Genomic DNA, 26,646 nt, shown 5'->3' on the forward strand with positions numbered 1-26,646 from the left:
TGTCCGCCCAGTTTTCGTGCGTCAAGAAAGAAAACAGCGCGTTACGCAACCGTGATCGCACCTCCTGCGCATGCCGCCTGAGCAAGAAGTCCTGGTCTGCGACCTCGGCTCGGCCACAGAGGGAGGCCGAGCGGCAACGAATCCTGTTCATTTCGTTGACATGAGGAAGAAATGACGGGACGTTATCCGGCGACCGCACAGCGCTGGGCCCAACAGCCGGCGCTTGGGCGGCATCCCAGGGACCCGTTGTCTGCGCCGTTGGCGCGCTCAGCGGAGTGCGTGCTGCGCCCACCGCGCGGGCGGGGCGGAGAGCCGGAGTGTCCCGGCCCCCTCGGATGAACCCGGGCGCACACGTCACCCGCTCTTGCCTGCCGAAGGGAGGACTCTTGCACTGGCACGGTCACCGGTCCGCGACGAGGCCACGGCCGGCCCATCCGCCGGGCATCTGGCCATCCACGCGTACGTAGCCCGGACCGGCCAGGGGCACACAGAATCTGCCCCCAGCACACCTTTACGAACCCGCCGGTGGCCGCCTCGGGCGCGCTTGCCCTCTGACGCGCGCGGTCTCGCCGGCCTGCGCGCCGATCGAGCCGCCCGAACGAACCACTTGGGACGGTGCAGAGCCGTCGGCGGGCCCCCTGTTTCCCAGGAGAGGGACATCAGCATGCCTGCAGCAGCACTGAGACGACTGGCGGCGATCGCCGTCGGTCTGGCGCTGGCACTGGCCTCGGTCATCGTGCCCGTCAGCACAGCCGCCGCCGGGACGCCCCCGGCCCGCCCCGCCCCCGACACCCGGGCCGCCGCGGCGGCTGAGCCGACACCCGCGGACAGCACCGCCCTGAAGACGTGGTGGCACGGCAACTACGAGTTCAACACCACGAGCCCGGTGGCCGACGACAAGGTCCGGCGGTCGTCGTTCTACGACGTGAAGGTCGCCACCGCGGCGGCGCCGACGACGAAGTACGACTCGTTCGCGTACATGAGCATCCCGCGCAGCGGCAAGGGCAAGATCGGCTACACCAAGGAGGACGGGGCCGAATTCTCCTCGTCCGCGAACCTCACCATGAGCTGGTCGTCCTTCCAGTACACCACCGATGTGTGGGTCGACGTCTCCCTGCGCACCGGCCAGACGATCTCCTCCGCCGACCAGGTCAGGATCAAGCCGAGCAGCCTGAACTTCGCCAAGGAACTGGTCGACAGCAAGACCGTGCGCGTCAAGGTGCCCTACGACGCCAAGGGCTACCGGTTCTCCGTCGAGTTCGACCCGCAGCTGTACACGGCCTACAACGACATGTCCGGCCCCGCGAACGACGCCGGCAAGCTCACCACCCAGGGCGGCGGCAACCGGGCCATCCACACCGAGCCCCGCAACTCCATGATGATCTTCGCCGAGCCGGCCCCGACCGGCGCGGAGAAGGACCGGCTGGTCCCGACGGCGGCCTCGGGCAGCATCCACTACCCGCAGCAGGGCCAGGTCACCAACCTGAACACGATCAGTGAGGAGATCGTGTACTTCAGGCCCGGCACCTACTACATGACGTCCAAGTACCACGCGCTGCTGCCCAAGCAGGTCAAGTGGGTCTACCTGGCCCCCGGCGCGTACGTGAAGGGCGCCATCCGGTTCCCCGACGACAGCCAGGGCCTGTACAAGGTGACCGGCCAGGGCGTGCTCTCCGGCGAGCAGTACGTCTACGAGGCGGACACCAACAACAACTACGACCACCTCTCCGGCGCGTCCAACTGCCACTCCAGCTGCGTGAAGATGCTGCAGTTCCAGTCTGCGCAAGGCCGCCAGCAGCACCTGGACCTGCAGGGCGTGACCATCAACGAGCCGCCCTACCACTCCTTCGTCGTCTACGGCGACGAGCAGACCTTCAGCATGCGGGTCGACAACTACAAGCAGGTCGGGTCCTGGTACTGGCAGACCGACGGCATCGAGCTCTACCGCGGCAGCACCATGAAGAACACGTTCTTCAACGCCAACGACGACGTGCTGAAGATGTACCACAGCGACGTCAGCATCGATAACACCGTCGTCTGGAAGAACGAGAACGGCCCCGTCATCCAGTGGGGCTGGACCCCGCGCAACATCGACAACGTCCGGGTGAGCAACACCCACGTCATCCACAACCGGATGTACTGGAAGGACGTCAAGTACAACACCTGCATCCTCAACTCCTCCTCGCACTGGGAGGACATGGGCTCGACCACCAAGGCCGACCCGGGCGCGTGGGTGAAGAACATGACCTTCGAGAACATCACCGTCGAGGGCATGACCAACTGCGCGATCCGCGTCTTCGCCCTGTCCAGCACCGAGAACATCCACGTCAAGAACCTCAGGATCGGCGCGTGGAACCACCTCGACCCGTCCTCCCAGGTAAGCCTCCTCAAGCGGTACAGCAACAGCGCCGGGCAGAAGGTGACCCTCGGCAACGAGACACGTGACAGCCGCGGCCTGAAGCTGGAGAACTACACCGTCGGCGGCACCGTCATCCAGAAGTCCGGCGGCAACTGGGCCGCCGACCAGCTCGGCCGGATCGGCTTCGACGCCGAGAACTGGGACAACTGGAACGCCTGGGGCACAGGCGGCGGCAACCCCGACCCCGACCCGGTCATCGGCGGCCAGGTCGTCAACGGGGCAACCTCCAAGTGCATCGACCGCGCCGGCGGCTCCACGGCCAACGGCACCGCCATCCAGCAGTGGTCCTGCGCCAACGTGGCCTCGATGAGCTGGGCGCTCGACGGGCAGCGGCTGAAGTCCGGCGGCAAGTGCCTGGACGTCGAAGGCGGCGCCACCGCCAACGGCACCAAGGCGCACCTGTGGGACTGCGGCGGCTGGGACAGCCAGAAGTGGGCCTTCCAGTCCGACGGCACCCTGAAGAACGTCAAGTCCGGACGTTGCCTGGACATCGAAGGCCAGAGCACCGCCGACGGCGCCCGCCTGCACCTGTGGGACTGCGGCGGCTGGGACAGCCAGAAGTGGACCCTCACCTCCTGACCCGTCCCGGTGGCCGCCGGAGATCCGCCGCTGCCGGCGGCCACCGACCTCCACATCCCGCAGCAACCTGAACCGTCCATCCCCCGCTCGCCGCTGAGAGAGGGCATCACCGTGGAGACACCCACCAGGTACCAGGGCCCGGTGCTGGGCCTGTTCCGGATCGTGCTCGGACTGCTGTTCGCCTGCCACGGGGCGGCGACGCTCTTCGACGTGCTCGGCGGGCCGCACGGGCAGCCCCCCAGCACCGGCCAGTGGCCCGGATGGTGGGCGGCGGTGATCCAGCTGGTCGGCGGCGCCCTCGTCCTGCTCGGCCTGGGCACCCGGCCGGCCGCCATTCTGTGCTCGGGCTCCATGGCCTACGCCTACTTCGTCCACCACCAGCCCGACGGCCTGTTCCCGCTGGAGAACGGCGGCGAGCAGGCAGCCCTGTTCTGCTGGGCCTTCCTGCTCATCGCCGCCCTCGGCCCCGGCCGGTGGTCCGCGACCGAGCTGCTCACCCTCTCCACCCACCGCCGGCAGGCCATGCGAACGCGCAAGGAGGTGAGCGACACGCGCAGCGTCTGACCCCACACCAAAGCCTGTCATGAGCACGTAAATCACAGTCGTGTCGACCTGTGATGTTCCGACGCACAACGGAGGAAGAGCACCATGAACCGCGTACCCGCAACCGCGGCCGGCCGCACCGCACTGGGCGCCGCCGTACTGGCCACCAGCCTGCTCGGCCTGCTCGCCCAAGCGCCGACGGCCACCGCACACGGCACGGTCATCACCCCCGAGACCCGCAACTACGGCTGCCTGCAGCGCTGGGGCTACAACGAGCCCAGCGAGGCCCAGGACCCTATGTGCTACCGCACCTACCACGAGAACCCGAACGCCATCACCGCGTGGAAGGCCGTTTACGCCAACAACACCGGCGACACCTACAAGCAGGTCATCCCCGATGGCCAGATCTGCAGCGCCGGCGGCCAGGGCGAGACGAACTACCGGCCGCTAGACCGCCCCGGCCCGTGGAAGATGACCGACATCGGCTCCAACTTCACCGTCGACCTCTACGACGAGGCCCGCCACGGCGCGGACTGGCTCGAGGTCTACGTCACCAAGCAGGGCTTCAACCCCGAGTACGAGCTGATCGGGTGGGACGACCTCGAACTGGTGAAGAAGACCGGCCGCTACCCCTACCAGGCTCACTACGTCACCGACGTCAGCACCTCCGGCTACAGCGGACGGCACGTCGTGGTGACCGTCTGGAAGGCGTCCCACATGGACCAGAAGTACTTCCTGTGCAGCGACGTCAACTTCAACTGACGCCAGCCGGACACAGCTGAACGAGTACCACGGCCCGACCGGCCCCGCGAGAGTCACGGTGCTCTCGCGGGGCACTGAGCGAGTTACTTGGCGATCGGTGCCGGCTACACCGCTCAGTCACAGTTCGTCGCACGAAGCCGAACGTTCTCAGCGAAGGCTGATCGATGGGCCTCTTTCTCATCGCAGGTTGTGCGAGCCGATTGGAGTCAGATCCGGAGGGCGAGCACGGCGATCACCAGTCGCAGTACCCCACACGGCGCCGCCCGGCTGCCCAGTCCGATCGCGCGCCGAACCACCGCCGACTGAACTCGCCGGGCTGATCACCGTGCCTGTGTGCGTCAAGGCCGCCGGACAGTGCGCACTACCGGCGGCCCAGTGCGCTACGTGAGGAGGGAGACGAATGGGCTGGGAGCACGGCCGGCCTGGGACGTACGAGCACGTCGCGGTCAGCGCCGGGTACTGCATCTACCCGGCGGCGGAACCGGCGGCCGAGCGCCCGAGGAGGCCGCTCTGCGGGAACTGGATGAGGAGACCGGCGTCGTCGCGGCCGAGGTGCGAGCGCCGACTGTGATCGGTCCTCTGCCCGCGACCACCACCGCACGGACGCACCTCTTCCTCTAGCGGGATGCGTACCCTGGCGCCATGCGCATGCGCCCCACTCTGAGCTGGACCCCTGGTGACGACCTGCCGCCGGGCACCACGGATCCGGAGCCGGTCGTCGAGGCGCTGCGCGCCGGTGGCGTGCTGGTGCTCAGCGGGGCGGGCATCTCCACGGAGTCCGGCATCCCCGACTACCGGGGCGAGGGCGGGAGCCTGAGCCGGCACACCCCGATGACCTACCAGGACTTCACCGGCAGCGCGCAGGCCCGGCGCCGGTACTGGGCGCGCAGCCACCTCGGCTGGCGTACCTTCGGCCGCGCCCGCCCCAATGCCGGGCACCGGGCCGTGGCGGCGTTCGGGCGGCACGGCCTGCTCGCGGGGGTCATCACCCAGAACGTCGACGGTCTGCACCAGGCCGCCGGCAGCGACGGTGTCGTGGAACTCCACGGAAGCCTGGCCCGGGTCGTCTGCCTTTCCTGCGGCACCCTCAGCCCGCGCCGCGAACTCGCCCGGCGGCTGGAGGAGGCCAACGCGGGGTTCGAGCCAGTGGCCGCAGGCATCAATCCGGACGGTGACGCCGACCTGACCGACGAACAGGTCGGAGACTTCCGCGTGGTCCCCTGCACGCGCTGCGGGGGCATCCTCAAACCGGACGTGGTGTTCTTCGGGGAGGCCGTTCCGCCACGCCGGGTCGAGCACTGCCGCGACCTGGTCCGCGAGGCGACCTCGCTGCTGGTCCTGGGCTCGTCACTGACGGTGATGTCCGGGCTGCGGTTCGTTCGCCAGGCGGCCCAGGCCGGGAAGCCGGTACTGATCGTCAACCGGGACGCGACCAGGGGCGACCGGCACGCCCTCACGCGGGTCGCGCTCCCGCTGGGGCCGTCCCTCACCGCCGTGGCGGGCCGGCTGGGCATCCCCGTCGACACGACGCCGAGCCCGGCTCCGGGCACGGGGCCCGCCCCGGGCTCCGGATGCCCGGGAGACGGCGGGGAGCCGGGCAGCCGCAGGGACTGATCGAAGTCGCTGTGGGGATACGGCGGCGGCGTGCAGGCACCGGACGGCACGGTCTGGCAGATCGCGACGTCGGCCAAGAAGGACACCGGCCCGGTCACCCGGGACGTCGACGAACTCGTGCTCCTGCTCGGTGTCGAGGTCCCTGTGCAAGCGGCGTGCTCTCGCCAAGGTCGCGGGTGTCCCCGCCGACGGCACCGGGTCGCACCGCATCGTGCTGTCCGGCGCCGACCGCCCGTTCACCGACCCTGACGGCTTCGTCTGGGAGACCTCGTCCCAGTGACCGGCATCAACTGAGCTCTGTCTAGGGCGACATGGCCTGGGTCTACGGGCCTTCGCCGCGCCGCTCACGTCGGCGGCTGACGCCGTCCGGGAACTGCTGCCGTCGGGAGGGGTTCGTGGCGACGTCGACGCCGACGCGTTCATGGTGACCGCCCACGGCCACACCCGGACATCAAGGCCGGTCATCCCGCCCCGAAGGCGCAGTGCGCCGCCGCTCGTACCGGAGCGCCGCGGCCGTGACCACCGCGCCGGCCCCCTCCCACAGGCCCACCCCGAGGAAGCCGGACGGAGCGCGGCCGCCGGCCACCACCAGCGTGAAGACCACGCAGGTCAGCAGACGGAAGGGGACAGTCCAGCGGAAGAACGCCTTCCAGTCGGCCAGCGAGGCCAGCACGTAGTAGACGCCCATGTTGAGCGCTGCCATGGAGGACGCCGTCACGAAGACCAGGGTGTGGTCCCCCTCCGCGCGCCGAGACCCCGCCGTGGATGCGAAACCCATGAGCGAGAGCAGGGTGTCCGGGGCGATCAGCCCGACCACACCCAGCGCGGCGGCGAGGACGCCGAACACGGCCATGGTCCAGCCGGACGGGGAGCGGGGCAGCAACTGCACGAAGTCCTCCGCGGGTCGGGGGAGTTGCCGGGAAGCATACGCGGGCACACGAACGTAGGTGATCTTTCGTTCCGTCGCCGGAGGTCCGGACGGTCCACGGGCCCGGAAGGTCAGGAGGAAGGAGTGACCCTGGTGGCCATGCCCGAGCGCCCCGAGCGCCGCGCGCACCGTGAGCGCCGCTTCGACTTGCGCGCGACAGCCATGTTCTTCGGTCTCGGCGCGGTGATCCTGGTCATCGTGGGGCTGGTCGCGCGCGCGGCGGTGGGGGTCGTGCAGCGACACCCGCTCTGGGCGGTCGTGCTGTCGCTGACGGTCGCGGCCCTCGTCCTCGGCCACGGAAGACGCCGGCGCCGCCTCTCCGCGGCACGGCTCGCACGCCACACCACCGCGGCACTCCGGGAAGCCACGACGACAGCGCTGGACGCCCTGGACGAGACGGCGCCGGCGAAGGACCCCGGGCCCACGCGCCCCGACGCGCGCTTCCCCACCGGTGGGGACACGACACCGGAGCCGGCCCCCGTCCTCGACCACGATGTCCTCGGCCCCGACGAGTTCGAGCAGGCGATAGCCGCGCTGTGCGTGCGGCACGGCTGCTCGCAGGTGCGGGTTGTCGGCGGAGCCGGGGACCTGGGTGCCGACGTCGTGGCGCTGACCGCCGACGGCCGGCGCCTGGTCGTCCAGTGCAAGCGCTACGGGGACGAACACAAGGTCGGCTCCCAGGAACTGCAGCGCTTCGGCGGAACCTGCTTCACCGTGCACGAGGCCGACGTGGCCGTCGTCGTCACCACCAGCGACTTCACAGAACCGGCCCTGGAGTACGCCGAGCAGTGCGGCATCGTGTGCGTGGACGGGAGCGCCCTGCGCGCCTGGAGCGACGGCCTGGCAGCGGAGCCTTGGGCGGTGGTTCCCGACGGTACCGAGGGCGGGGCGCCCTCCCGGCCCCCGCGGGCCGGCCGCGGTGCGATTGACTGGGGCCGGCAATGATCGACCACACGGAACTCATGGGGGCGACGCGGTGAAGAGCAACGACACTCCGCTGATACCGGACGCCGGATGGCTGGAGGAACGGCTGGGCCCAGGCACCCTCTGGCGGCCGGACGAAGCCCATCTGCCGACCGAGCTGACCGACGCCGAGTCGAGGGAGTTCCTGCTCAAGGTCGGCTTTCCCGCCGTCCACCTCGACGTCGCGGGGATCGACACGAGGCACTTGCGCCACAAGGACGGGCTGAACGCGTTCGATGCCGACGAAATCTACGGCAACCGCTACCCCGACGACGACAGCCCGCCGGAGAACTTCTGCTTCGCTGTTGCCATCTCGGGCGACCAGCACCTGATGCTCGAAGCGGCGGACGGCGGCATCACCCACTACGACCCCAATGGGTGGGACCACGGGCAAGGGTGGCAGGGGCCGGCCGCTGATTCCCTCCCCGTGCTGGCCGTGCTCCTCGGGCTGATCGCCGAGTCGAACGACGCGCTGCGATCGGACGACGACGCGGTACGCATGGCGGCCGTCACCGATCTGCGTGAGCGCATGATCCGCAGAGACCTGAACGTGGACGATTCCGCGTTCTGGGACGAGATCTTCGAGAACCTCGGCTGGGAACCGGACCAGTGAGGACAGGCGTCGCCACCGGGATGCCACCCATCCGCAGCCGCATACCGCGTGGAGCCCAGGTACCCGGGACGGTCGAGCTTCACCGAGACGACCGCGGTCAATCGCGCGCCGAATCACTCAGTCCCGCGGGTCCCTGCTGACGGATCAGGACGGCAAAGTCCCGCCACCGCCGTCGACTTCGCGCCAGAAGGCGTCGACCCGTGCGTTGAAGACGTCCGGGGACTCCTGGAACGGCTGGTGTGCCTCCCCCGCCATGACCTCGAAGCGGGCACCCGGGATGGCGTCGGCCACGACCCGCCCGAGCCGGGGCGGTGTGGCCCTGTCCTGCTCGCCGGCCAGGACGAGTGTCGGTGCGGTGATGCCGGGCAGCCGCTCGAGTGTGTCGTGCCGCACGAACGCCTCGAGTTGACGCTGGAACGCCTCGGCGGGCTGCGGGTACGGGAAGGCGAGCGCTTCGTCGATGATCCGCTGCACCGTGCCGTCGGCGTGGGCGCGCGGCGTGTAGATCCACAGGAAGAACGCCTCCTGCATGGCGCGTTCGTCGGGCGCCTCCGTCGCCAGCCAGTGCCAGAAGCGGGTCATGGCGGTGAAGTAGGCGTCGGCCCTCGCCCACGTGCTCATCAGGACGAGGCTGCGAACGACATCCGGGTGACGGAGTGCCAGTTCCTGAGCGATCGCGCTGCCGCCCGAGAAGCCTGCGACGTGCGCCTCGTCGACTCGGAGCACCCGGAGCAGTTCCGCGGCGTCGTCCGCCATCATGGCCACGCTCATGGACCCGTCGGGCAACGGCGTCCGCCCCGACCCTCGGTTGTCGAAGGCGGTGACCCGGTACCGGTCCGACAGCCCGTCGATCTGCGCCTGCCACGCCTCGGCGGGGTCGCTCAGCCCGGCGATCAGCAGGACGTCGGGCCCCTCACCACGGGTTTCGGTCCAGAGCGTGGTTCCGTTGACTTCGACGTACACGCCCATGGAATACACCTCCGACGCCATGATCTCCGCTCCCCGCCGAGAGTCGAATACCGCCGCGCCCAAAGTCTCCCGCGCGTCGAGCCGAAGAGAAATCCCCCGCCAGTGGCCGTTTCGCGATGAGATCACGCAGAGGGCGGCACCGCTTCACCGCAGTTCCTCATACGTGCCATGGCCGTGCGCCACAGCGGCCAGATCGGCGGGCGGGACTTCCAGCCGAGAGGATGCGCTGGATCAAGGACGCCGGGCACCGCGACTCGACGTTCTACAGCCCCATGTCGAGGGCCAGGCACGAGTAGAACTTCCACGAGTGCTCGGGGTTGTACGAGGCATTGCCCCCGCCGCCCGGCTCAGCCTCGACCTCTTCGGTCATGTCCTCGAAGCGGACTCGCTCGGGGAGCCTGCCGAAGCGCGCGTGACGCGCCGCCGCGTCCGTGTCCATGGTGGGTTCGTCGTTCATGGCCATGCTCCGCTTCTTCGAAGATCGTGGATCGCCTTCGTTCGTCGCCACGGCGAACGACATCAGCGTGCAGCATCCGGCGTCACTGGTCAAGACGGTGACGCTTGACGGTGCTGGACGCACCGTTGACCGTGACGGTGCCGGTGCGGACGCGACGGGCGACCGCCAGGTCGTGCTCCTCGTCCGAGGACCGGACGTGGCCTGCCGTTGCACACACGCGGCCGGAAGGAGCGGTACCCCTCCCGGCCACGCCGGCGTTCAGGACTCGCCACGCCTGGGCAGGCGCCAGTTCTGGCGCGGGAAATGGCAGGTGTAGCCGTCCGGGTAACGCTGCAGGTAGTCCTGGTGCTCCGGCTCGGCCTCCCAGAACGCACCGGCCGGCTCCACCTCGGTCACCACCGGCCCCGGCCACAGCCCGGACGCCTCGACGTCGGCGATGGTGTCCTGCGCGACGCGCCGCTGCTCGTCGTCGAGGTAGAAGATGGCCGAGCGGTAGCTGAGACCGACGTCGTTGCCCTGCCGGTTCCTCGTGGTCGGGTCGTGGATCTGGAAGAAGTACTCCAGGATCGTGCGGTAGTCGGTGACCGAGGGATCGAAGACGATCTCGATCGACTCCGCGTGCCGGCCGTGATCGCGGTAGGTGGGACGAGGCTTGTCGCTGTCGCCGGTGTAGCCCACACGGGTGCGCACCACGCCGGGCAGCGACCGGATGAGCTCCTGCATGCCCCAGAAGCACCCGCCCGCCAGCAGTGCCGTTTCCTCCACGTCACTCATGATCTTTCAGCCTCCTCTGCGTGTCCGTGCACTCGTGCACTTGGGCCCAGCCTCGCACACGTGGCCACGGGCCTCGATCGCCACGTCACCATCTTGACAGGTGACGAGACGCCGACAGGAGCTCGTCACCAGTCAGGAAGGTGACGTGATCGACAGTGCCGGTGATGACCAGTGCCGTCTCGACGCTCACGGCGGGCCTCACGCTCGGCGCCGCACGCCGCAACCGGGCCCGGCAGCGGGACACAGGCTGCTAGGCTCGTGGATGACATAGATCGTCCATCGAGGAGTCACAGACGTGGTGGGTGAAGACGACATCTCCGGGTGAGATCCGGATCTGACGGCCACCGGCCGGCGCCAAGGGGCGCTGCTGAGGTGGTCCGTTTCGTCGTACCCACTTTTCCCGTCTGTCCCAGGGCAGAGGTCTAGCTCTGCCCCAGTACCTCCGAGGCCGCCATCCATGTCCGACGCTGCCGTCGTCTGCTCGAACCTCTCCTTCGCCTGGCCCGACGACACCCCCGTCTTCCACGACCTGTCCTTCACCGTCCCCCCCGGCCGTACGGGCCTGGTCGCCCCGAACGGCTCCGGCAAGAGCACCCTCCTCAAGCTGATCGCCGGCGAACTCAAGCCCGCCACCGGCACGGTGTCCGTCAGCGGAACGCTCGGTCACCTCCCGCAGAACCTGCCCCTGACCGGGAACCTCACGGTCGCCGAGGTGCTCGGCGTCGCGGAAGTGATCCGGGCCCTCGACGCCGTCGAGTCCGGGGACGTCAGCGAGGAGCACTTCACCACCATCGGCGACGACTGGGACATCGAGGAGCGCACCCGCGCCCAGCTCGACCGCCTCGGCCTGGCCGATCTCACCCTGGACCGCAGCCTGGGCACGCTGAGCGGCGGCCAGGTCGTCTCACTCGGCCTCGCCGCCCAGTTGCTCAAGCGTCCCGACGTCCTCCTGCTCGACGAACCCACCAACAACCTCGACCTCGAGGCCCGGCACAAGCTGTACGGCGTGCTGTCGGACTTCAGCGGCTGTCTGCTCCTGGTCAGCCACGACCGGGCGCTGCTCGACCGCATGGAACGCATCGCCGAACTCGGCAGCGGTGAACTGCGTCTGTTCGGCGGGAACTTCACCGCGTACGAGGAGGCGGTGCGCGCCGAGCGGGAGACTGCCGAGAAGAACGTCCGCAACGCCGAGCAGGAGCTGAAGCGGGAGAAGCGGGAGATGCAACAGGCCCGCGAACGCGCCGAGCGCCGCGCGAGCAACGCAGCCCGCAACCTCAAGAACGCCGGCCTGCCCCGCATCTTCGCCGGCAACATGAAGCGGGGCGCCCAGGAGTCCGCGGGCCGGGCCGGACAGACGCACGCGGCCCGGGTGAGCGACGCCAAGTCCCGCCTCGACGAGGCCGGGCGGGCACTGCGCGAGGAACAGCGCCTCGCCCTGGAACTGCCCGAGACCCAGGTGCCCACGGGTCGCAACCTCTTCCTCGCCAAGGCGATGCAGGTCCGCCTGGCAGACAGGGACGTGTTCGCGGCGGGCGGTGTGGACCTGACCGTCCGAGGTCCGGAGCGCATCGCGCTGACCGGCCCCAACGGCGCCGGGAAGACGACGCTGATGCGTCTCGTCACCGGCGAACTCGCCCCCGACAGCGGGGAGATCAAGCGCAACGACGGCCGGATCGCCTACCTGTCCCAGCGCCTGGACCTGCTGGACCCGGAACGCACCGTGGCGGAGAACTTCGCCGCGTTCGCGCCCGAGCGGCCCGAGGCGGAGCGAATGAACCTGCTGGCCCGCTTCCTCTTCCGGGGCCCGCGGGCACACCTGCCGGTCGGGGTGCTCTCCGGCGGCGAGCGGCTGCGCGCCACCCTGGCGTGCGTGCTGTGCGCGGAGCCGGCCCCCCATCTGCTGCTGCTCGACGAACCGACCAACAACCTCGACCTGGTCAGCGCGGGCCAGCTGGAGAGCGCGCTCAACTCCTACCAGGGCGCCTTCATGGTGGTCAGTCACGACGAGCGGTTCCTCGCCGAGATCGGGATCAGCCGCTGGCTCCGGCTGGCCGACGGGGAGCTCAGGGAGACCGGGGCCCCAGTGGTGTGAGCCGCCGGCGTGCGCAATGGCCCGCGCCCGAGGCCGCGTGCCCGGCGGGCCGACCACCCCTCACACCGGACGGACACCCGTGCCCCATCAGACCGTTTTGCACGCCCACGACCTCGTCCGCTCCCTGGGCGGCCGCCGTGTCCTCGACGGCATCTCCCTGACCGCCTCCCCCGGCCATCGGATCGGCCTGATCGGGGAGAACGGCGTCGGCAAGTCCACCCTTTTGCGGGTGCTGGCCGGCGTGGACGAACCCGACGCGGGAAGCGTCTCGCGCCCGGGCGACCTCGGCTTCCTCCACCAGGAGATGCCGTTCGACGCCGACTCGACCATCGCCGCGGTGCTGGACGAGGCCCTGCGCGAGGCCCGCGAGGACCTCGCGGAACTGGACCGGCTCGGCGCGGAGCTGGCCCGCGTCCCGGAGGACGACCCCGTCCACCGGGAACTCCTCGACGCCTACGGCAGGCGGCTGGAGCAGGCCCAGGACCGTGAGTCCTGGGACGCCGACCGCCGCGCCGCCCTGGTGCTGGACGGCCTGGGCCTCGGCGCGGTCGGGCACCACCGCACGCTCGGCTCGCTCTCCGGCGGGCAGCGGGCCCGTCTCGCCCTGGCCGCACTGCTCGTGCGGCGGCCGTCGGCGCTGCTGCTGGACGAGCCGACCAACCACCTCGACGACGGTGCCGCCGCCTTCCTGGAGGAGCAGGTCCGCGGGCTGTCCGGGGCAGTGGTCGTCGCCGGCCACGACCGCGCGTTCCTCGACGCCGTCTGCACCGATGTGATCGACCTCGACCCGGCGGTGGACGGCCCGGTCCGCTACGGCGGCAACTACAGCGCCTACCTGTCCGAGAAACGCGCGGAGCGGGAGCGCTGGGAGCGGCGGTACGCCGAGGAGCAGCAGGAGTTGGAGGAGCTGCGCCACTCGGCGGGCGTCACCGCGCACCTGGTGGCACCGGACCGGGAACGGCGCGACAACGAGAAGATGGGTTACGGCCACCGGGCGGGCCGGGTGCAGAAACAGATCTCCCGCCGGGTGCGCAACGCCACCCGGCGGCTGGAGGAACTGGAACGCAACCAGGTCGCCGAGCCGCCGCGCCCGCTGCGCTTCGCTCCAGGGGACCTGGCCGTGCAGGCGGAGGAGAACCCGCAGGCGGAGGCGAGTGAGCGGGCGGAGGCAGGTGGGCGGCCTCTGGTGTCCCTGCGCGACGTGCGGGTGCCGGGCCGGCTCGCGCTGGACGGCCTCGACGTGTCGGCCACCGAGCGGCTGCTGGTCACGGGAGGCAACGGGGCGGGCAAGTCGACGCTGCTCGCCGTACTGGCCGGACGTCTGGCGGCCGAGGGCGAGGTACGCAGGCGGCGCGGGCTGACAGTGGGCCTGCTCACCCAGGACACCGTGTTCGAACGGCCCGAGCGCACGGTCCGTGACACCTATGAACTGTCGCTCGGCCCGGCGCGGGCCGAGAAGGTGCCGCTTGGCTCGCTCGGCCTGGTGCACGAGACGGACCTGGACAAACCCGTCGGGCAACTGTCCGTGGGCCAGCGTCGCCGCCTGGCACTGGCACTGCTGGTGGCCCGCCCGCCCCAGCTGCTGCTGCTCGACGAGCCGACCAACCACCTCTCCCCACGATTGTGCGACGAGCTGGAGGCGGCGCTGGGCACCGGACCGGGCGCGATCGTGATCGCCAGCCATGACCGCTGGCTGCGACGGCGGTGGCAGGGCCGGGAAATCCGACTGGAGCCGGTACGCGACCGGCGGCGGGAGGTGGCACCGGCCCGCTCCCTCACCTGACCCGCGTGCATGGCGGCGCCGGTGACGATCCTTGCGCTCGTCTTCAGTCACCTGTCAAGGTGGTGACGTGAATCCCAACCACGTCTTTGTCTGCGGGCATCCGGCGCTCGACTTCGCGGCCACCCTCCGGGCGCGGCGCTCGACCCGGTTCGAGATGCTCGTGACCCCGGAGCGACTGAACGCCTGGTATCTGGAATCCGGACTCGTGGACACGATCACTCCCGGCGAGGAGAAGGACGTCCGGGACGCGATCACGGTGCGTGAGGCCGTCTACCGCCTCATCACCAACCGTCGCCTCGATGAGGCACTCGATCGCGAAGCGCTCGCCGTGCTCAACGGCGCCGCGCGCAAGGCTCCCGCGACGCCGCAGCTCACCGTGACCGGCCGGCACACCGAGGCGACTCCCGAGCAGGCCCTGGCCACCGTGGCCCGGCAGGCCGTCGAGCTGCTCAGCGGCCCGGACGTCCCCCTGCTGAAGGAGTGCGGCAACCCCGAGTGCACGCGGGTCTACATCGACCGGTCCCGCGGCATGCGGCGCCAGTGGTGCGGCATGGAGTCCTGTGGCAACAAGTACAAGGCCGCCGCCTACCGCGCACGCAGGAGGAACGCGTCCGCCGGGACCGCCCACTGACCCCTTGCCCCCGGGCATCGTGCGGTTCCGGTTCCGACCCTCAGGGAGAACCTGGTGGCCTCTGGAGGCCCCCCGACCGTGACGCCGTCGGCGGGCCAGGCCCGCCCCTCGGAGCCTGCCGGGCGCCACGATCGGCGTGACCGAGTCCAGCTTCCTTGATCCGAGACGGGGCGTGTACGGGTGCGGGCAACGGGTCGGCCTGGAACAGCCGATGGCGAAGCGGCGGGGCGGGCGCAGGCCCGGTCGTGGGAGTACGCCGGGCCTGCGGGGGTGGGGAGCGGTCAGGCGTAGTACGGGTGCATGAAGTGCGTCTGGGCGTAGACGAAGCTGTTCGGTGAGGACTCCCAGCCCAGGAGGGCGCCGTTGAACATGGCGTCGGGCTTGGCCGTCCAGGTCCACAGGCGGACGACGCCGGTGGACGAGTCGCCGTACATGGCGCCGAGGTCGTCGCGGCCGTCGCCGTTGTAGTCGCCGGTCACCAGCTGCATCGACGAGATGTCGAGGCGGCCGCTCAGGGTGAGCTTCGGCGTGGGGCCGAAGGCGGTGCCCGTGGAGAGCAGGGTCTGGACCGTGTCCGTGCCGTCGGTGTGGTCGTACCAGAACATCAGGTCGTCGCGGCTGTCGCCGTCGAAGTCACCGGTGCGCGGGAGGGCGCGGTTCCAGTCGAACGTGGTGGCCGCCGGGCCCGTCCACCACGTCGCCGGGGTGGTGAAGACACCGGTCGGCGTGGTGGGGAAGACATACGTCTTGATGCTGTTGTCGCCCTGGCCGTAGAGCAGGCCCACCTCGTCGCGGCCGTCGCCGTTGAAGTCGCCGGTCACGAACTTGGAGCGGGAGGCCAGCCAGGTGCCCTTGGGGCCGGACCACTCGGACGGGATGAGCCGCACGACGCCACCGTTGCCGTTCGACGTCAGCGTCCACAGCTTGGTGACGCCCGTGGTCCTGTCCACGTTCCAGATCGCCACGTCGTCGTGGCCGTCGCCGTTGAAGTCGCCGGCCAGCGGGGTCATGTAGCTCTCGTGGAAGGTGACGTGGTTCGGGACCACTTCCCACGCCTTGGCCGGCTCGCCGTAGGTGCCGTCCGCCTTGCCGAGCGCGATGAACAGCTTGACGCTGCTGTCGCCGTAGCCCTGGATCGCCATGAAGTCGGCGCGGCCGTCACCGTTGAAGTCGCCGGTGGCGCGCTTCATGTGCTCGTTGCCCCACTGGCCCACGGCCGAGGTGTACGTCTTCCTGTAGCCGCTGAGGCTGCCGTCCGGCTTGCCGGAGAAGGTGTACGTGGCGTCCGTGCCCTGTGGGAAGACGTACCAGGCCGACATGTCGCTGCGGCCGTCGTGGTCGAGGTCGCCGCGGACGGCGGTGTTGCTGGACCACACGGCGGCACCGGAGGCGTCGCGGATGACGAAGTCGCCGGAGTCCAGGAGGGCCGCTCGGCCGCCGGCCGCGCCGGTGCCGGACTGCCACAGGGTCGTGGTGCCTGCGGCGTCGCGGACCACGAGATTGCCGTCCGCGCCGAAGTGGGCCGTCGCGCCCGCGTTGCCGGCCGTGCCCGTGGACCACAGGGCCTTGCCCGCGACGGACGTGACGACCAGGTTGCCGTCGGCGCGCATCGCCACCCGGGCGGAGGCCGACACCAGGACGTCGCCCGCCCGGAGCGTCTGGCCGGCCGCGAGGGCCGAGCCGAAGTGCATGCCGTCCGTGCGGGTCGCCACCGCGCCCGTACGCGTCTCGGACGAGCCGAAGCAGCCACCCTGCCAGGAACGGGTGTTGATGCCGACCAGCTCGAAGCCGCCGCCGGACGTCTGGCGCAGGAGCGGGCCGCCGGTGTCGCCCGCGCAGATCGCGTCGTCGGCGGTGGCGCCCGAGAGGGACAGGGCTCCGTTCGTGACGGCGTCCACGCCGAAGGTGGCGGCGTGCAGCTTGTCGGGGCGCCACTCGCTCTTCGTACGGCCGAAGCCCGCCGCCTTCAGGACCTCGCCCGGGGCCACGGGCGTGGCGGCCAGCGGGACCGGGGGGACGCCGGTCGCGGGGGCGGTGAGGCGGGCCAGTACGAGGTCGGTGCCCTCGCGCGGCGCCAGCTCGGCGACCTCGCTGACATGGCCGCCGGTGCCCAGGAGGTCGTTGCGGCCGACGGTCGCCACCGTCTTCAGGGCGGGCTTGCCCGCGGCGACCGTGCCGCCGGCCACCGGGTCGGTGGCGAAGCACGCGGCGGCCGTGAGGACCCACTGCGCGTCGATGAGGGCGCCCGAGCAGGCTCGAGTCCGGTCGCCCTCACCGATGTGCAGGTTCACGGTGAACGCGTACGAGGTGTCGCCGACGGCGGCGCCGGCCACCGCGTTCGCGGGGATCGCGGTGCCGAGCAGACCGGCGGCGACGCCGGCGGTGACTATTCCCGTCATCCAGGCGGCACGAGGGGATCTTCCGGTCACAGAGGTTCCTGTTCTGTTCTGTCGGAAAGGGCGATCAGCGGCCCGAAGGGGCGCTCCGGGCCGCGGAGCTCCTCCATGGCGGGGCATGCCGGCTCCCGGCATGCCGGTCACTGGATCAGCTGGATATGAGGGTGGGTCGGGTCGGCCGGGCAGGCGTGGAGCTGGAGGTTGTAGCCGCCGACGATGTCGATCAAGGTGAAGTTGCCGTCCTCCGCGCCCGGATGACGCGGGGCCGGGGTCGTCCGGTCCTCCTCGGCGATCCAGGTCCCGCTGCCGCCGTCCCACTCCGAGGAGGCGATGGTGAGGAGCGGGACCTCCTCGGTGCCGCACTCGGGGCAGGAGCGGTCGACGGGGTCGGTGGGGTCCCAGCGGGTCCAGCCGCCGGTCTTCCAGCCGGGGGCGGTGGAGAGGTTGTTCAGGTAGAGCTCGCCCGGGTCGTACGCGTACGCGTTGTACCGCGCGGGGTCGATCGACTCCCAGCGGCTGAAATCGTCCAGCTGGTCCCGGAGTTCCTTGTCCAGCTCCCTGGGGTGGGGGTATTCGGTGACCTGCTCCGGTGAGAGCAGGCACGGCTCCGGGAGGTAGTGCGCGGACTGGACGACCGGCGGCTCGGGCGGCGCGTCGAGGACGTCGGTGACGCCGGCGGCGGAGCGCCAGAAGAGCACGGTCCGGGGGTGGGCGTACTCCGCGTGGTCGAAGGGGCACCACAGGACCTGGAGGAGGTCCGCGTCGGGCGGGCACGGGAAGGGAACGTCACGGGCGTACAGCTGGGCGACGGGGAGGAGGGGGATCGGGCCGTCGAACCACGGGCGGCCCGCCTTGATCCGCTCCCAGTTCTCCCGTTCCTCGGGGGTGGTCTCGGGTGCCCCGGGGTCGAGGCGCAGCCGCTCGGTCGCCGCGGCGAGATCGCGGCGGAGGGTCCGGACGTCGTCCGGGGAGTGGACCACCGGCGACGCGTGCCGGTCGTGCGGCTCGTCGCAGTGCGGCCACGGCTCGTCGGCGGGCCACAGCAGCGGCCCGCCGACGGAGCTGTCGTGCACGGTCGGCGACCCCGGCCGCGGGTGCAGCCGGGTCGCCGTGCGCGCCAGCGGGGCGAGTTGAGGGAAGAGCGCGGTGACGTCGAACGGCCGCGGTGGGGTGGTGAAACTCATGCAGGCTCCCGTTGGCGCGAACTGGGCGGGTCAGTTACCCAGGTTGAGCAATCCGGTGTTCTGGTAGGTGTTGGTGACGTAGACGTTGGGGAACAGTTCCTCGGTCGTACCGTTCGCCCGCTGGATCGTCCCACTCATCGTGACACCCGTCGGGATGGTGCTGCTCGCGTCCTTGTAGACGGGCGTCACCTGGTAGAAGACGGCGTCGTTCGCTCCGAAAGCGGCGATGGGGCCCTTGATCAGGTCCTGCGCCTTGGTCTCGAACGTCCGCATGCTGGGCGTGCCCGTGTTCATCCCGGACTGCCAGCAGGGGACGAGGTTGTAGCGAGTGAGCGCACTCGTGCCCTGTCCGCCGAGGATGTTCGCGATGAGATGGCACCGGGCCAGCTGATAGGTGACGTTGTTCGCCTTCTTGAACTCCTCCGCGTCCTTCATGCCGGTGACGGGGTCGCTGGTTCCGGTCCCCTTGCCGGTGTTCCGCCCCAGGCACGCCTGCGCCTGGGTCGGACGGTATCCGGGCCCGCTCGTGGGGTCGGTCTTGTTGACGAGCGGTACCGCCTCGGTGGTGTTCTTGAACCAGCCGTCGCCGTTGGGCAGCGAGCCGGCCGGCGGGGGGTCGTTCAGGCAGCTGGCCTGCGGTCCGGTGTCCGGCGTCGAGACCGTCAGCTCGAACTGGTCGGTGTCGATCACCCGCTGGTCCCTGAAGCCTTCGGCGAGCTGGGTGTCGGCGAACTGCTTCTCGGTGGGCGTGACGTGGGCCTGCACGCAGGGTGCGGAGGGGTCGAGGACATGGCCGTCGTTCAGGACGTAGGTGTCCCATTCGCCGTTGCCCAGGTTCGGGATCACCTCGACGCACTGGCTGCCGGCGGCGCCACCCTCCTTCGCCTCGCCGAACGGGAAGTCGCCGCAGCTGTCGGAGTCGACGAGATCCGGCTGGGCCGTGAAGCCCCCGCAGGTGGCGGCGGTGCGGGCGGCCACACCGCTCGTCGACCGGGTCAGGGGGCTGCCCTTCTTCCCCCAGCCGCCGTTGAGGCTCTTCTGCGCCCAGCCGTAGGCGGCCACGGCGCCACCCGGGTCGGACGCCGTCGCGCTCATCGGCACGACGGCCATGACGGAGGGGACGGCACAGCCCGCCACCGAAGTGCCGCCGACCGCGTCGTCGCACCTGATCTCACGCGCGTTCTTCCACGACGCGTTCGGGTCGGTCGCCGTCGCGCCCGGGGACGTCACGTACATCGCGTAGGACGTGTAGAAGGACGCGGAGGAACCCGTCGTCTGGGGCGAGGAGTAGGTGACGGTTCCGGTCAGGGTCTGGCCGAGGGTGATGCTGCCGCCGTACCAGGGGGCGGTCTTGGTGGCCGTGCAGCCGGCGTCGCAGGACGCCCGGAACTTGGCGTTCAGGGAGGTGACATCGCCGGAGGCGCCCGTCATCGTGACGGTGACCTGCTCGCTCCAGGTCGTGGCGGTCGGGGACAGGTCGGCGCCGGTCGAGACCGCCAGGACGCCGCGTCCGATCTCCAGACCCCTGCTGTCGCGGAGGATGTAGGTGACGTTGATGCCGCTCACGCAGTACGAGAAGCGCTCGTAGCTGTAGTTGCCGGGGCTGGTGATGTCGCAGCTGCCGGCGTCAGCGGCCGCGGTGGTGGAGGCGGCGGTGGGGGCGGCGGTGGCGGTGGCCGCGAAAGCGGTGCGGGTCTTCGCCTTCGCAGGGGCGGGGGTGACCGTCACACAGGACTCGACGGCACCCGCGCGGCGCTCCTTGGAGCCCGGCGCGGTGGCGGTGCATTCCTCACCGGAGCCGGCCGCGAACTTGCTGGTCTCGGTGGTCTTGGCGCCGGGCGCTGCGGACTTGGTGGTGGGCGAGGCCTTCGCCTTCGCGGGCGGCTCGGCCGCCTGGCTCGTCGCGGCTGTCGTGACGACGAGGGTCAGGGCGGTGAGGACGGTCAGGACCGTCGAGCGGGCGCGTCTGCTTGTGGCGCGCCCGCCACGTATTCCATGCACGGGGGCAGAACCTTTCCGTGAGAGGAGTGAGGGGGCAGGGGGCGCCGCCCGATGGCGGCGCCCCGGGAGGGAGAACGGGCGGGATCAGGCCGCCCAGTCGTAGAGGTCGCTGAGGCCCTTCGTGACGCTGGAGACCAGGTCCTCGCCGGTGTCCGTGATCTTGCTGACGACGGGCTTGACAATGCTGCCGCCGAGCGCCTTGTCGGCGGCGCCGACCCACTTGTAGGCGCCGAAGGAGACCAGGCTCAGGCCGGTGCCGACGGCGGACTCCCAGAAGGCGCCGCTGGTGAAGCCGTGTTCGATGCCCGTGAACAGGCTGCTGAGGGCACCCGCGCCCGCGGAGACGCCGGCGAAGAAGCCGGCCGCGGCGAGGGCCGGCGGGAAGACGATGGCGGCGAGGGCGCAGCCGGCCGCCAGGAACCCGGCGCCGATGCTGATCACGTTGGCGGCGTCCGCGTAGAACTGGGCGTCGTTCCACCACTCGTCGGCGTCGCCGTCCGCGGTGCCGTTCGGGTTGACCTGGTTGTTCTTGTCGCTGTTGGCCGGGTCCCGGTTGGCCTCGCGCTCCTCCTGTGCCTTGAGCGCGGCCTCCTTGGCCTTCGCGATCTCCTCGGCCCGCTTCTTGTCGGCGGCGATCTGCTTGGCCTGGGCGTACGCGGTGGCGGCGGCCTTCGCGTCGGCGGAGGCGGCGAGCTCGGAGGCGCGGGCCGCGGCGGCGGAGCGCTGGGCCGCGGCGGAGGAGGCGATGGCCGAGCGCGCCGAGTCGACGGCCCTGTTGGCCGAGTAGTTGGCGGAGCGGGCGGCGCTGCGGGCGGTGGCGGCGGCGTTCTTCGCCTTGGTGGCGGAGGCCTGGGCGGCGGCAGCCGACTTGTCGGCGGCGTCGGCGTTGTCTCGCGCCTGCTGGGCGTAGTCGTCGGCCTTGGCGGCGGAGTCGAGTGCCTTCTGCGCCCACTGCTGGGCCTCGGCGGCGGCCTTGCGGGCGTCGGCGGCGGCCTTCGAGGCGAGGGCCGCGTCCTCCTGCGCCTTCTCCGCGATCTTCGCGGCGGCGGCGATGGCACCGCGGACGGCGGCGACGTGGGTGGCGGTGTCGAAGTCGAGCTGGGCCGTGCGGAACTGGATCACGGAGATGAAGTTGCGCAGCATCCACTGCGGTCCCTCGAGCGCGACCTCCGCGTAGGCCTTGGTGAAGGCGCCCGCGGTGCTGATCAGCTCGCTGGCCCGGACCCGGTCGTCCTCCTGGATGGCCAGCGGGTAGGCATGGTCGAAGAAGTAGTTGAGGGACTCGGTGGTGTTCTGGTTGAGCGCATCGTTGGCGGCCTCGGTGACGGCGCTGCCCGCACCCTCGGCGATGATCTTGCTGATGGCGACGCGCAGGTCCTCGTTCGAGGCGCGCTTCATGCCGCCGGTGAGGAAGTCGCCGACGGCCTTGGAGTCGGTGCTCTCCAGTGCGGCAGCGGCGGCAGCGGCGACCTTCGGTCCGGCGATCGTCGCCACGTGGAGGGTGGTCTCGCGGTCGTCCTGCTCCTGGGCGAGGGCCCGGTCGAGGTCGATCCAGGCGTAGACGTCGTCGTCGGAGCCGGCGAGGGCGTGCTGGGCGGCCTGCCGGGTGTGGGCCCCGCGGGCGTCGATCAGGGCGACCGCGGCCTGCCGGCCCAGGGTCGCGGCGACCGACATGTCGCCGGAGTACAGGGCCTCTTCCGCCTTGGCGATGAGGTCCTTGGTCGCTTGGGCGGTGCGCTCCGCCATCAGCCGCTTCTCGCGGACGTCGGCGAGCTCGGCCTGTTCGATGGCGGCGAGCTGCCGGGCCTCCTCGATGGCCTGCTGCTTGTCCTGCTCCAGGGTCTGCGCCTCGGCGGCGCGGGCGTTCTTCTCCACCTCGATGGCGTCGCTGACGGCCTGGGTGGCGGTGTTGGCGGCCTTCACGGCCTCCGCGGCGTGGGCGGTCGACTTGTTGGCGTAGTCGACGGCCTGACCCGCGTACTTCACCGCCTCCTCGGCGGCGGCCGCCGCCTTGTCGGCGTGGGCGGCGGCGGAGTTGGCGGCGTCGCGGGCGGTGCGGGCCGCCTTGGCGGCGGCGGTCGCCAGCGCCTGGGCGGCGGAGGCGGCGTTGGTGGCGCGGTTGGCGGCGCTGGTGGCGATGGCGGCCTGGCGCTTGGCCTCGGCGGCCTCCGCCTGGGCGGCACCGGCGGAGACGGCGGCCTGGGCGGCGGCGGTCGCGGCGGCGGCCGAGTTGCGGGCGGCGGAGGCGGCGGCCAGGCCGGCGCTCGAGGCCGCGTCACCGGCGAGGGCCGCCTTGTCGGCAGCGGCGGCGGCGCTGCGGGCCTTGGAGGCGGCGTTGCGGGCGGCGACCGCGGCGTTCTTGGCGGCCTCGGCCTTGCCGGCGTCCTTGGACGCGGCGATCGCGGCGTTGTAGGCGCGGGCGGCGGCGTTGCCGGCCTTCGCGGCGGCCTGGGCGGCGCCTGTGGCGGCCCAGGAGGCGCGGCGGGAGGCCTGCACGGCGGCGTTGGAGGCGTTGATGGCATTGCGGGCGGCGTCGGCCGCGCCCTTCGCCGCGCTCGCCGCCTTGCGGGCCGCGGCCCCCGACTTCTGCACGTCGCTCTGGGCGGCGGCGGCCTCGGCGGCGGCCTTCTCGGCGGCCTCCTTGGCCTTGGCGGCGGCGGTCTCGGCGCGGGCCCCGGCCTCGACGGCCAGGTTCGTCTCGCGCTCGGCGCGCCTGCCCTCGCGCTCGACGACGGCCACCAGCTCCTCGATGGTCGCCGACTCCTGGTCGCGGGCGCGCGCGATGTGCTGGCCGGTCTCGATGAACCACTCGACGTCCTTCGCGGTGCCGCTGAGCGCGCGGTCCGCGTACTTCTGCACCTCCGGGCCGCCGGTCAGCAGCATGGTGGTGACCTGGACCCGGGTGTCCTCCAGCCGCGCGTCGTACTGCTCGTCGCCGAGGAAGGTGATGAGGGCCTGCTCGGTGCCGGCGTCGAGGGCGGCGTTGGCCTCGCGCACCACGGCCTTGCCGCCGGTGGACGCGACGATGCTGGTGGCGACCTGGAGGTCCTCCCGGATGGCGGCGGCGAAGCCCCCCGAGAGGAAGGCGGCTATCGCCGCGTCGCCGTTGTCCAGGGCGGCGACGGCCTCGCGGCGCAGGCCCTTGCCCGCGCGGTCCAGGCTGCGGACGATCGCGACCCGGTTGTCCTGCACGGTCTGCTGCGGCAGCGTCTCGGCGAGGAAGGTCCGGACCTCGCTGTCGGTCCCGTAGAGGGCCGTGGTGGCGGCGGCCTTGACGCCCTTGCCGCCGGTCAGCCAGGCGCGGACGACCTTGGCGCGCTCGGTGTCCGGCAGCGGCACCGGGTCGGCGCCTGCCGTCTCCGCGGCCGCGGCGGTGGACGGCCGCAGGACCGTGGGGGTGGCGGCGACAGCGGTCGCGGCTGCGAGCGCGCCGAGGACGCGGCGTCTGCTCCAGAAAGCTGTCTGCATACGGGGCTTGCCCTTCTACGAGTAATGCGGTGACGTGTCGGATTTCACGCCGTGACGGACGGCGGATCCGTGGATCGGCCGTCCGCCGCAATTCGTGAACAGTATCAACGTCGTAGGAATTCTGCGGACGTTGGACCTGCTGCGACTCCAACCGTGCACCGGTACATGGGGATTTGACGCTTCGGCACATTTTTTGCGAATCATGACGCCGACCCATACGGCCTTCTCCCTGCGTGACACAGGTCACGGAAGGCTTGCTTCCAATGTCCAGATATGGGCAGTTCACGGCGCTGGACGTGGGTGCGTCGCCGTGCTGGGATGCCAGGGCCGATGACGATCACCGGGTTCGAACAGTGCGTCGCGGAGGCGCGCCATTGGTGCGCAAGGGGGGCTTTCATTCCGCGTGTGCGGCTTCCCCTGTTCGCGACCGGTTTCGCGACCGGCTCCGCACCGGTTTCGCAACCGGTTTCGCGACCGGTGGTTTTCAAGTCCGGTCCGTGGCCAAGAAATTGGGGATGCCATGAAGGAAATCAGCACCAGCGTCGGAAAGCCGCGGAGAATGCGACGCACGGTACGGGTACTCGGAGCCGCCGCCGTCGGCGGCGCGCTGGCCTGGACCGCGGTCGTCGGCGGCGAGCAGGGCGGAGGAACAGGCACCGCGGAGGCCGCCGACACCGCCGCGCTGGTCGCGGAGGACACCCCCGGCTATGCCGTGGAGGACTTCAACTACCCCCAGGCCGACAAGATCCTGGCGGAGCAGAACATCGTCCTGAAGCGGGGCGACGGCCACATCACGCTCGCCGACTGTGTGACAGGAACCGGGCAGTTGGAGCTCCTGGCCCGCGACAGGGCCGACAAGATCTGCTTCAACACCGTCGGCAACGAGGGCTGGCTGACCCTGGAGATCCCCTCCGTCTTCTCGATCAAGGGCAATGACTACTCCACCACGGTCGACATGACCGTCGGCACCGAGCAGAAGTCCTACGAGATCAACAAGAACGCCTGGACGCCGGTGGGCGAGACCGCGGACCCGGAGGGCCGCGACCACATGCTCGTGGAGATCCGGATCACCAAGTAGCCGGCCTTCGATACCCGGCTGCGGGCTTGAAGACCGACCTTGTCGTCAGCTGAACTCGGCCGCGTGGTCGACGGCCCACCTCGCGAAGGTGGCGGCCGGTCGGCCGGTGAGGCGCTCGACATGATCGGTGGTGCGGGTCGAATCCGGTCGCCGCATCGAGGCTGCGATCAGCGCTTCCACCAGCGGCTCGGGGCGGCCGTCCGCGAGCATCTGTGATCGCGCGAGGTCAGCGGGGAGCGCCTGGAAGCGCAGAGGGCGCCGGAGAGCAGCACCGAGGTGAGCGACCTGGTCGGCGCGGCTGAGAACCTCGGGTCCTGTCAACGCGTACAGATCCCGGTCCAGTCGGTCCCGTTGTGCCAGCAACACGGCTGCGGCCGCATCAGCGACATCGCGCTCGTCGACGACGGCTGTGCGCGCCACCCGCGGGCCTGACACCACGTCGCCCGCCCGCACCTGTGATGCCCAGCCGCGAGCGTTGGATGCCAAGGTGTCGCTGCGCAGCACCACGGGACGCAGACCGGCATCGAGGAGCAGGGCTTCCATGTCCGCGTGCACCTGAACGATCGGATCACTCTGGCGAGCGGCTTCGTCGTCGATGGCCGTCGTGGACAGGTAGACGACACGGGGTGCCGCCCTGACGAGTTCGGCAACCAGGTCGTGGGCGGGGGCGGAGTCGAGCAGTGGCCAGATGAGGAAGACGGCGTCGATGCCCACGAGCGCGTCGCGGACGACAGCGGGGTCGGTGAGGTCACCGACCACCGACTCCGCTCCGGGGCGCGGGCCGGTCCGATGCCGGCGCACGAAGCTTCGCACGTGAGCGCCGTGCGCTCGGAGGCGGTCGACGACCTCGCGGCCGAGGTTGCCGGCTGCGCCGGTGACCAGGATCGATGAACGGCGGCGGGGGCCCGCGGAGCGGGTGGCGTCAAGCATGATCGAGACGCTAGGGCTTCAGGTCGACATGAAGGCAAGGGCGTGTGGTGAGAACGATCGGGGAAGTAGCCGCGGAACTCGGAATCGAAGCCCACGTGCTGCGGCACTGGGAAGACGTCGGGGCACTCACCCCGCGCCGCGACGGCAACGGGTACCGCATCTACGACGACAAGGCTCTGGAGCAGGCGCGCACCGTGCTGAAACTGCGGCGAGTCGGGCTCTCGTTGCCCGAGGTCACCGCCGCAATGTCGCCGAAGAAGTCGGCGGCACAGGCGGTCGTCAGGGCGAAGATCGCGGCACTCGAAAGCGAAGTCGTCCAGAGACAGCGGGCGATCACCTTCCTGCAGCACACCGTCGAGTGCCGGCATCGATATCTCGACGACTGCCCGGACTGTGCGACTTTCGTGCGTGAAACCTGAGCCACCCCCGGCCGGGAAGCACGAGCGCCGAGTGGTCCGAACA

The 26,646-nt window shown here is 70.7% G+C and carries 21 protein-coding genes and 1 pseudogene; 13 read left to right on the top strand and 9 right to left on the bottom strand.

What is annotated here, in order from left to right; all coding sequences use genetic code 11:
* Nucleotides 1–664 precede the first annotated feature (664 nt).
* From H0H10_RS07120 to H0H10_RS07145, 6 genes and pseudogenes are all read left to right on the top strand, one after another.
* Nucleotides 665–2,998 (top strand): family 49 glycosyl hydrolase, encoded by a 2,334-nt coding sequence (locus H0H10_RS07120; RefSeq protein WP_188179992.1) that lies wholly within the window; start codon nt 665–667, stop codon nt 2,996–2,998.
* A 111-nt stretch (nt 2,999–3,109) separates the two neighbouring features.
* Nucleotides 3,110–3,562, top strand: a complete 453-nt coding sequence (locus tag H0H10_RS07125) for a DoxX family protein (protein WP_188179993.1) — start codon at nt 3,110–3,112, stop codon at nt 3,560–3,562.
* Nucleotides 3,563–3,646: 84 nt separating this feature from the next.
* On the top strand, nt 3,647–4,303 hold the full coding sequence (locus H0H10_RS07130) for a lytic polysaccharide monooxygenase (RefSeq protein ID WP_188179994.1): 657 nt from the start codon (nt 3,647–3,649) through the stop codon (nt 4,301–4,303).
* A gap of 384 nt (nt 4,304–4,687) precedes the next feature.
* On the top strand, nt 4,688–4,924 hold the full coding sequence (locus H0H10_RS41175) for an NUDIX domain-containing protein (protein ID WP_188179995.1): 237 nt from the start codon (nt 4,688–4,690) through the stop codon (nt 4,922–4,924).
* 21 nt (nt 4,925–4,945) lie between these two features.
* Nucleotides 4,946–5,917 (top strand): NAD-dependent protein deacetylase, encoded by a 972-nt coding sequence (locus tag H0H10_RS07140; protein WP_223179482.1) that lies wholly within the window; start codon nt 4,946–4,948, stop codon nt 5,915–5,917.
* Nucleotides 5,918–6,197: pseudogene (locus tag H0H10_RS07145) on the top strand (VOC family protein); the annotation flags it as partial.
* 171 nt (nt 6,198–6,368) lie between these two features.
* Here H0H10_RS07145 and H0H10_RS07150 read toward each other — a convergent pair.
* Nucleotides 6,369–6,770 carry a hypothetical protein gene (locus H0H10_RS07150; RefSeq protein ID WP_188180118.1) on the bottom strand — a complete coding sequence of 134 codons (402 nt, stop codon included), beginning with the start codon at nt 6,768–6,770 and terminating at the stop codon, nt 6,369–6,371.
* A 168-nt stretch (nt 6,771–6,938) separates the two neighbouring features.
* Between H0H10_RS07150 and H0H10_RS07155 the strand changes: the two genes are divergently transcribed.
* Nucleotides 6,939–7,790 carry a restriction endonuclease gene (locus H0H10_RS07155; RefSeq protein ID WP_444875691.1) on the top strand — a complete coding sequence of 284 codons (852 nt, stop codon included), beginning with the start codon at nt 6,939–6,941 and terminating at the stop codon, nt 7,788–7,790.
* A gap of 31 nt (nt 7,791–7,821) precedes the next feature.
* Entirely contained in the window at nt 7,822–8,421 is a 600-nt protein-coding gene (locus H0H10_RS07160; protein ID WP_188179996.1) for a hypothetical protein, read from the top strand.
* Between the two features lie 144 nt (nt 8,422–8,565).
* On the opposite strand, the gene H0H10_RS07165 is transcribed toward H0H10_RS07160, so the two are convergent.
* The 3 genes from H0H10_RS07165 to msrA all read right to left on the bottom strand — a co-directional run bounded on the left by H0H10_RS07165 (nt 8,566) and on the right by msrA (nt 10,621).
* Nucleotides 8,566–9,411: an alpha/beta fold hydrolase gene (locus tag H0H10_RS07165; RefSeq protein ID WP_223179483.1), complete on the bottom strand. Its 846-nt coding sequence runs from the start codon at nt 9,409–9,411 to the stop codon at nt 8,566–8,568.
* A 241-nt stretch (nt 9,412–9,652) separates the two neighbouring features.
* Nucleotides 9,653–9,847, bottom strand: a complete 195-nt coding sequence (locus H0H10_RS07170) for a hypothetical protein (protein WP_188180121.1) — start codon at nt 9,845–9,847, stop codon at nt 9,653–9,655.
* A gap of 258 nt (nt 9,848–10,105) precedes the next feature.
* Nucleotides 10,106–10,621 (bottom strand): peptide-methionine (S)-S-oxide reductase MsrA, encoded by a 516-nt coding sequence (msrA, locus tag H0H10_RS07175; RefSeq protein ID WP_188179997.1) that lies wholly within the window; start codon nt 10,619–10,621, stop codon nt 10,106–10,108.
* 457 nt (nt 10,622–11,078) lie between these two features.
* Here msrA and abc-f point away from each other — a divergent pair, with 457 nt between their 5' ends.
* The 3 genes from abc-f (at nt 11,079) to H0H10_RS07190 (ending at nt 15,127) form a co-directional block, all read left to right on the top strand.
* Nucleotides 11,079–12,713, top strand: a complete 1,635-nt coding sequence (abc-f, locus tag H0H10_RS07180; protein WP_188179998.1) for a ribosomal protection-like ABC-F family protein — start codon at nt 11,079–11,081, stop codon at nt 12,711–12,713.
* Nucleotides 12,714–12,729: 16 nt separating this feature from the next.
* A complete protein-coding gene (locus H0H10_RS07185) occupies nt 12,730–14,496 on the top strand; it encodes an ABC-F family ATP-binding cassette domain-containing protein (RefSeq protein WP_223179484.1) in 1,767 nt (588 codons plus the stop codon).
* 67 nt (nt 14,497–14,563) lie between these two features.
* The gene (locus tag H0H10_RS07190; protein ID WP_188180000.1) at nt 14,564–15,127 is read left to right on the top strand and encodes a CGNR zinc finger domain-containing protein; all 564 of its coding nucleotides are present in this window, start codon (nt 14,564–14,566) and stop codon (nt 15,125–15,127) included.
* A gap of 281 nt (nt 15,128–15,408) precedes the next feature.
* Here H0H10_RS07190 and H0H10_RS07195 read toward each other — a convergent pair whose 3' ends face one another.
* The 4 genes from H0H10_RS07195 to H0H10_RS07210 all read right to left on the bottom strand — a co-directional run bounded on the left by H0H10_RS07195 (nt 15,409) and on the right by H0H10_RS07210 (nt 24,176).
* Nucleotides 15,409–17,526, bottom strand: coding sequence for an FG-GAP-like repeat-containing protein (locus tag H0H10_RS07195; protein WP_188180001.1), 2,118 nt, complete (start codon nt 17,524–17,526; stop codon nt 15,409–15,411).
* 137 nt (nt 17,527–17,663) lie between these two features.
* Nucleotides 17,664–18,707, bottom strand: a complete 1,044-nt coding sequence (locus tag H0H10_RS07200) for a hypothetical protein (RefSeq protein ID WP_188180002.1) — start codon at nt 18,705–18,707, stop codon at nt 17,664–17,666.
* A gap of 30 nt (nt 18,708–18,737) precedes the next feature.
* Nucleotides 18,738–20,708 carry a DNA/RNA non-specific endonuclease gene (locus H0H10_RS07205; RefSeq protein ID WP_188180003.1) on the bottom strand — a complete coding sequence of 657 codons (1,971 nt, stop codon included), beginning with the start codon at nt 20,706–20,708 and terminating at the stop codon, nt 18,738–18,740.
* 84 nt (nt 20,709–20,792) lie between these two features.
* On the bottom strand, nt 20,793–24,176 hold the full coding sequence (locus H0H10_RS07210) for an ALF repeat-containing protein (protein ID WP_188180004.1): 3,384 nt from the start codon (nt 24,174–24,176) through the stop codon (nt 20,793–20,795).
* Between the two features lie 559 nt (nt 24,177–24,735).
* Between H0H10_RS07210 and H0H10_RS07215 the strand changes: the two genes are divergently transcribed.
* Nucleotides 24,736–25,254, top strand: a complete 519-nt coding sequence (locus tag H0H10_RS07215; protein WP_188180005.1) for a hypothetical protein — start codon at nt 24,736–24,738, stop codon at nt 25,252–25,254.
* 45 nt (nt 25,255–25,299) lie between these two features.
* Here H0H10_RS07215 and H0H10_RS07220 read toward each other — a convergent pair whose 3' ends face one another.
* Nucleotides 25,300–26,184: an NAD(P)H-binding protein gene (locus tag H0H10_RS07220; protein ID WP_188180006.1), complete on the bottom strand. Its 885-nt coding sequence runs from the start codon at nt 26,182–26,184 to the stop codon at nt 25,300–25,302.
* Nucleotides 26,185–26,231: 47 nt separating this feature from the next.
* Between H0H10_RS07220 and H0H10_RS07225 the strand changes: the two genes are divergently transcribed.
* Nucleotides 26,232–26,603 (top strand): MerR family transcriptional regulator, encoded by a 372-nt coding sequence (locus H0H10_RS07225; RefSeq protein ID WP_309141741.1) that lies wholly within the window; start codon nt 26,232–26,234, stop codon nt 26,601–26,603.
* Nucleotides 26,604–26,646: the final 43 nt, after the last annotated feature.

The sequence above is a fragment of the Streptomyces griseicoloratus genome (assembly GCF_014534645.1).
Lineage (GTDB): Bacteria > Actinomycetota > Actinomycetes > Streptomycetales > Streptomycetaceae > Streptomyces > Streptomyces griseicoloratus.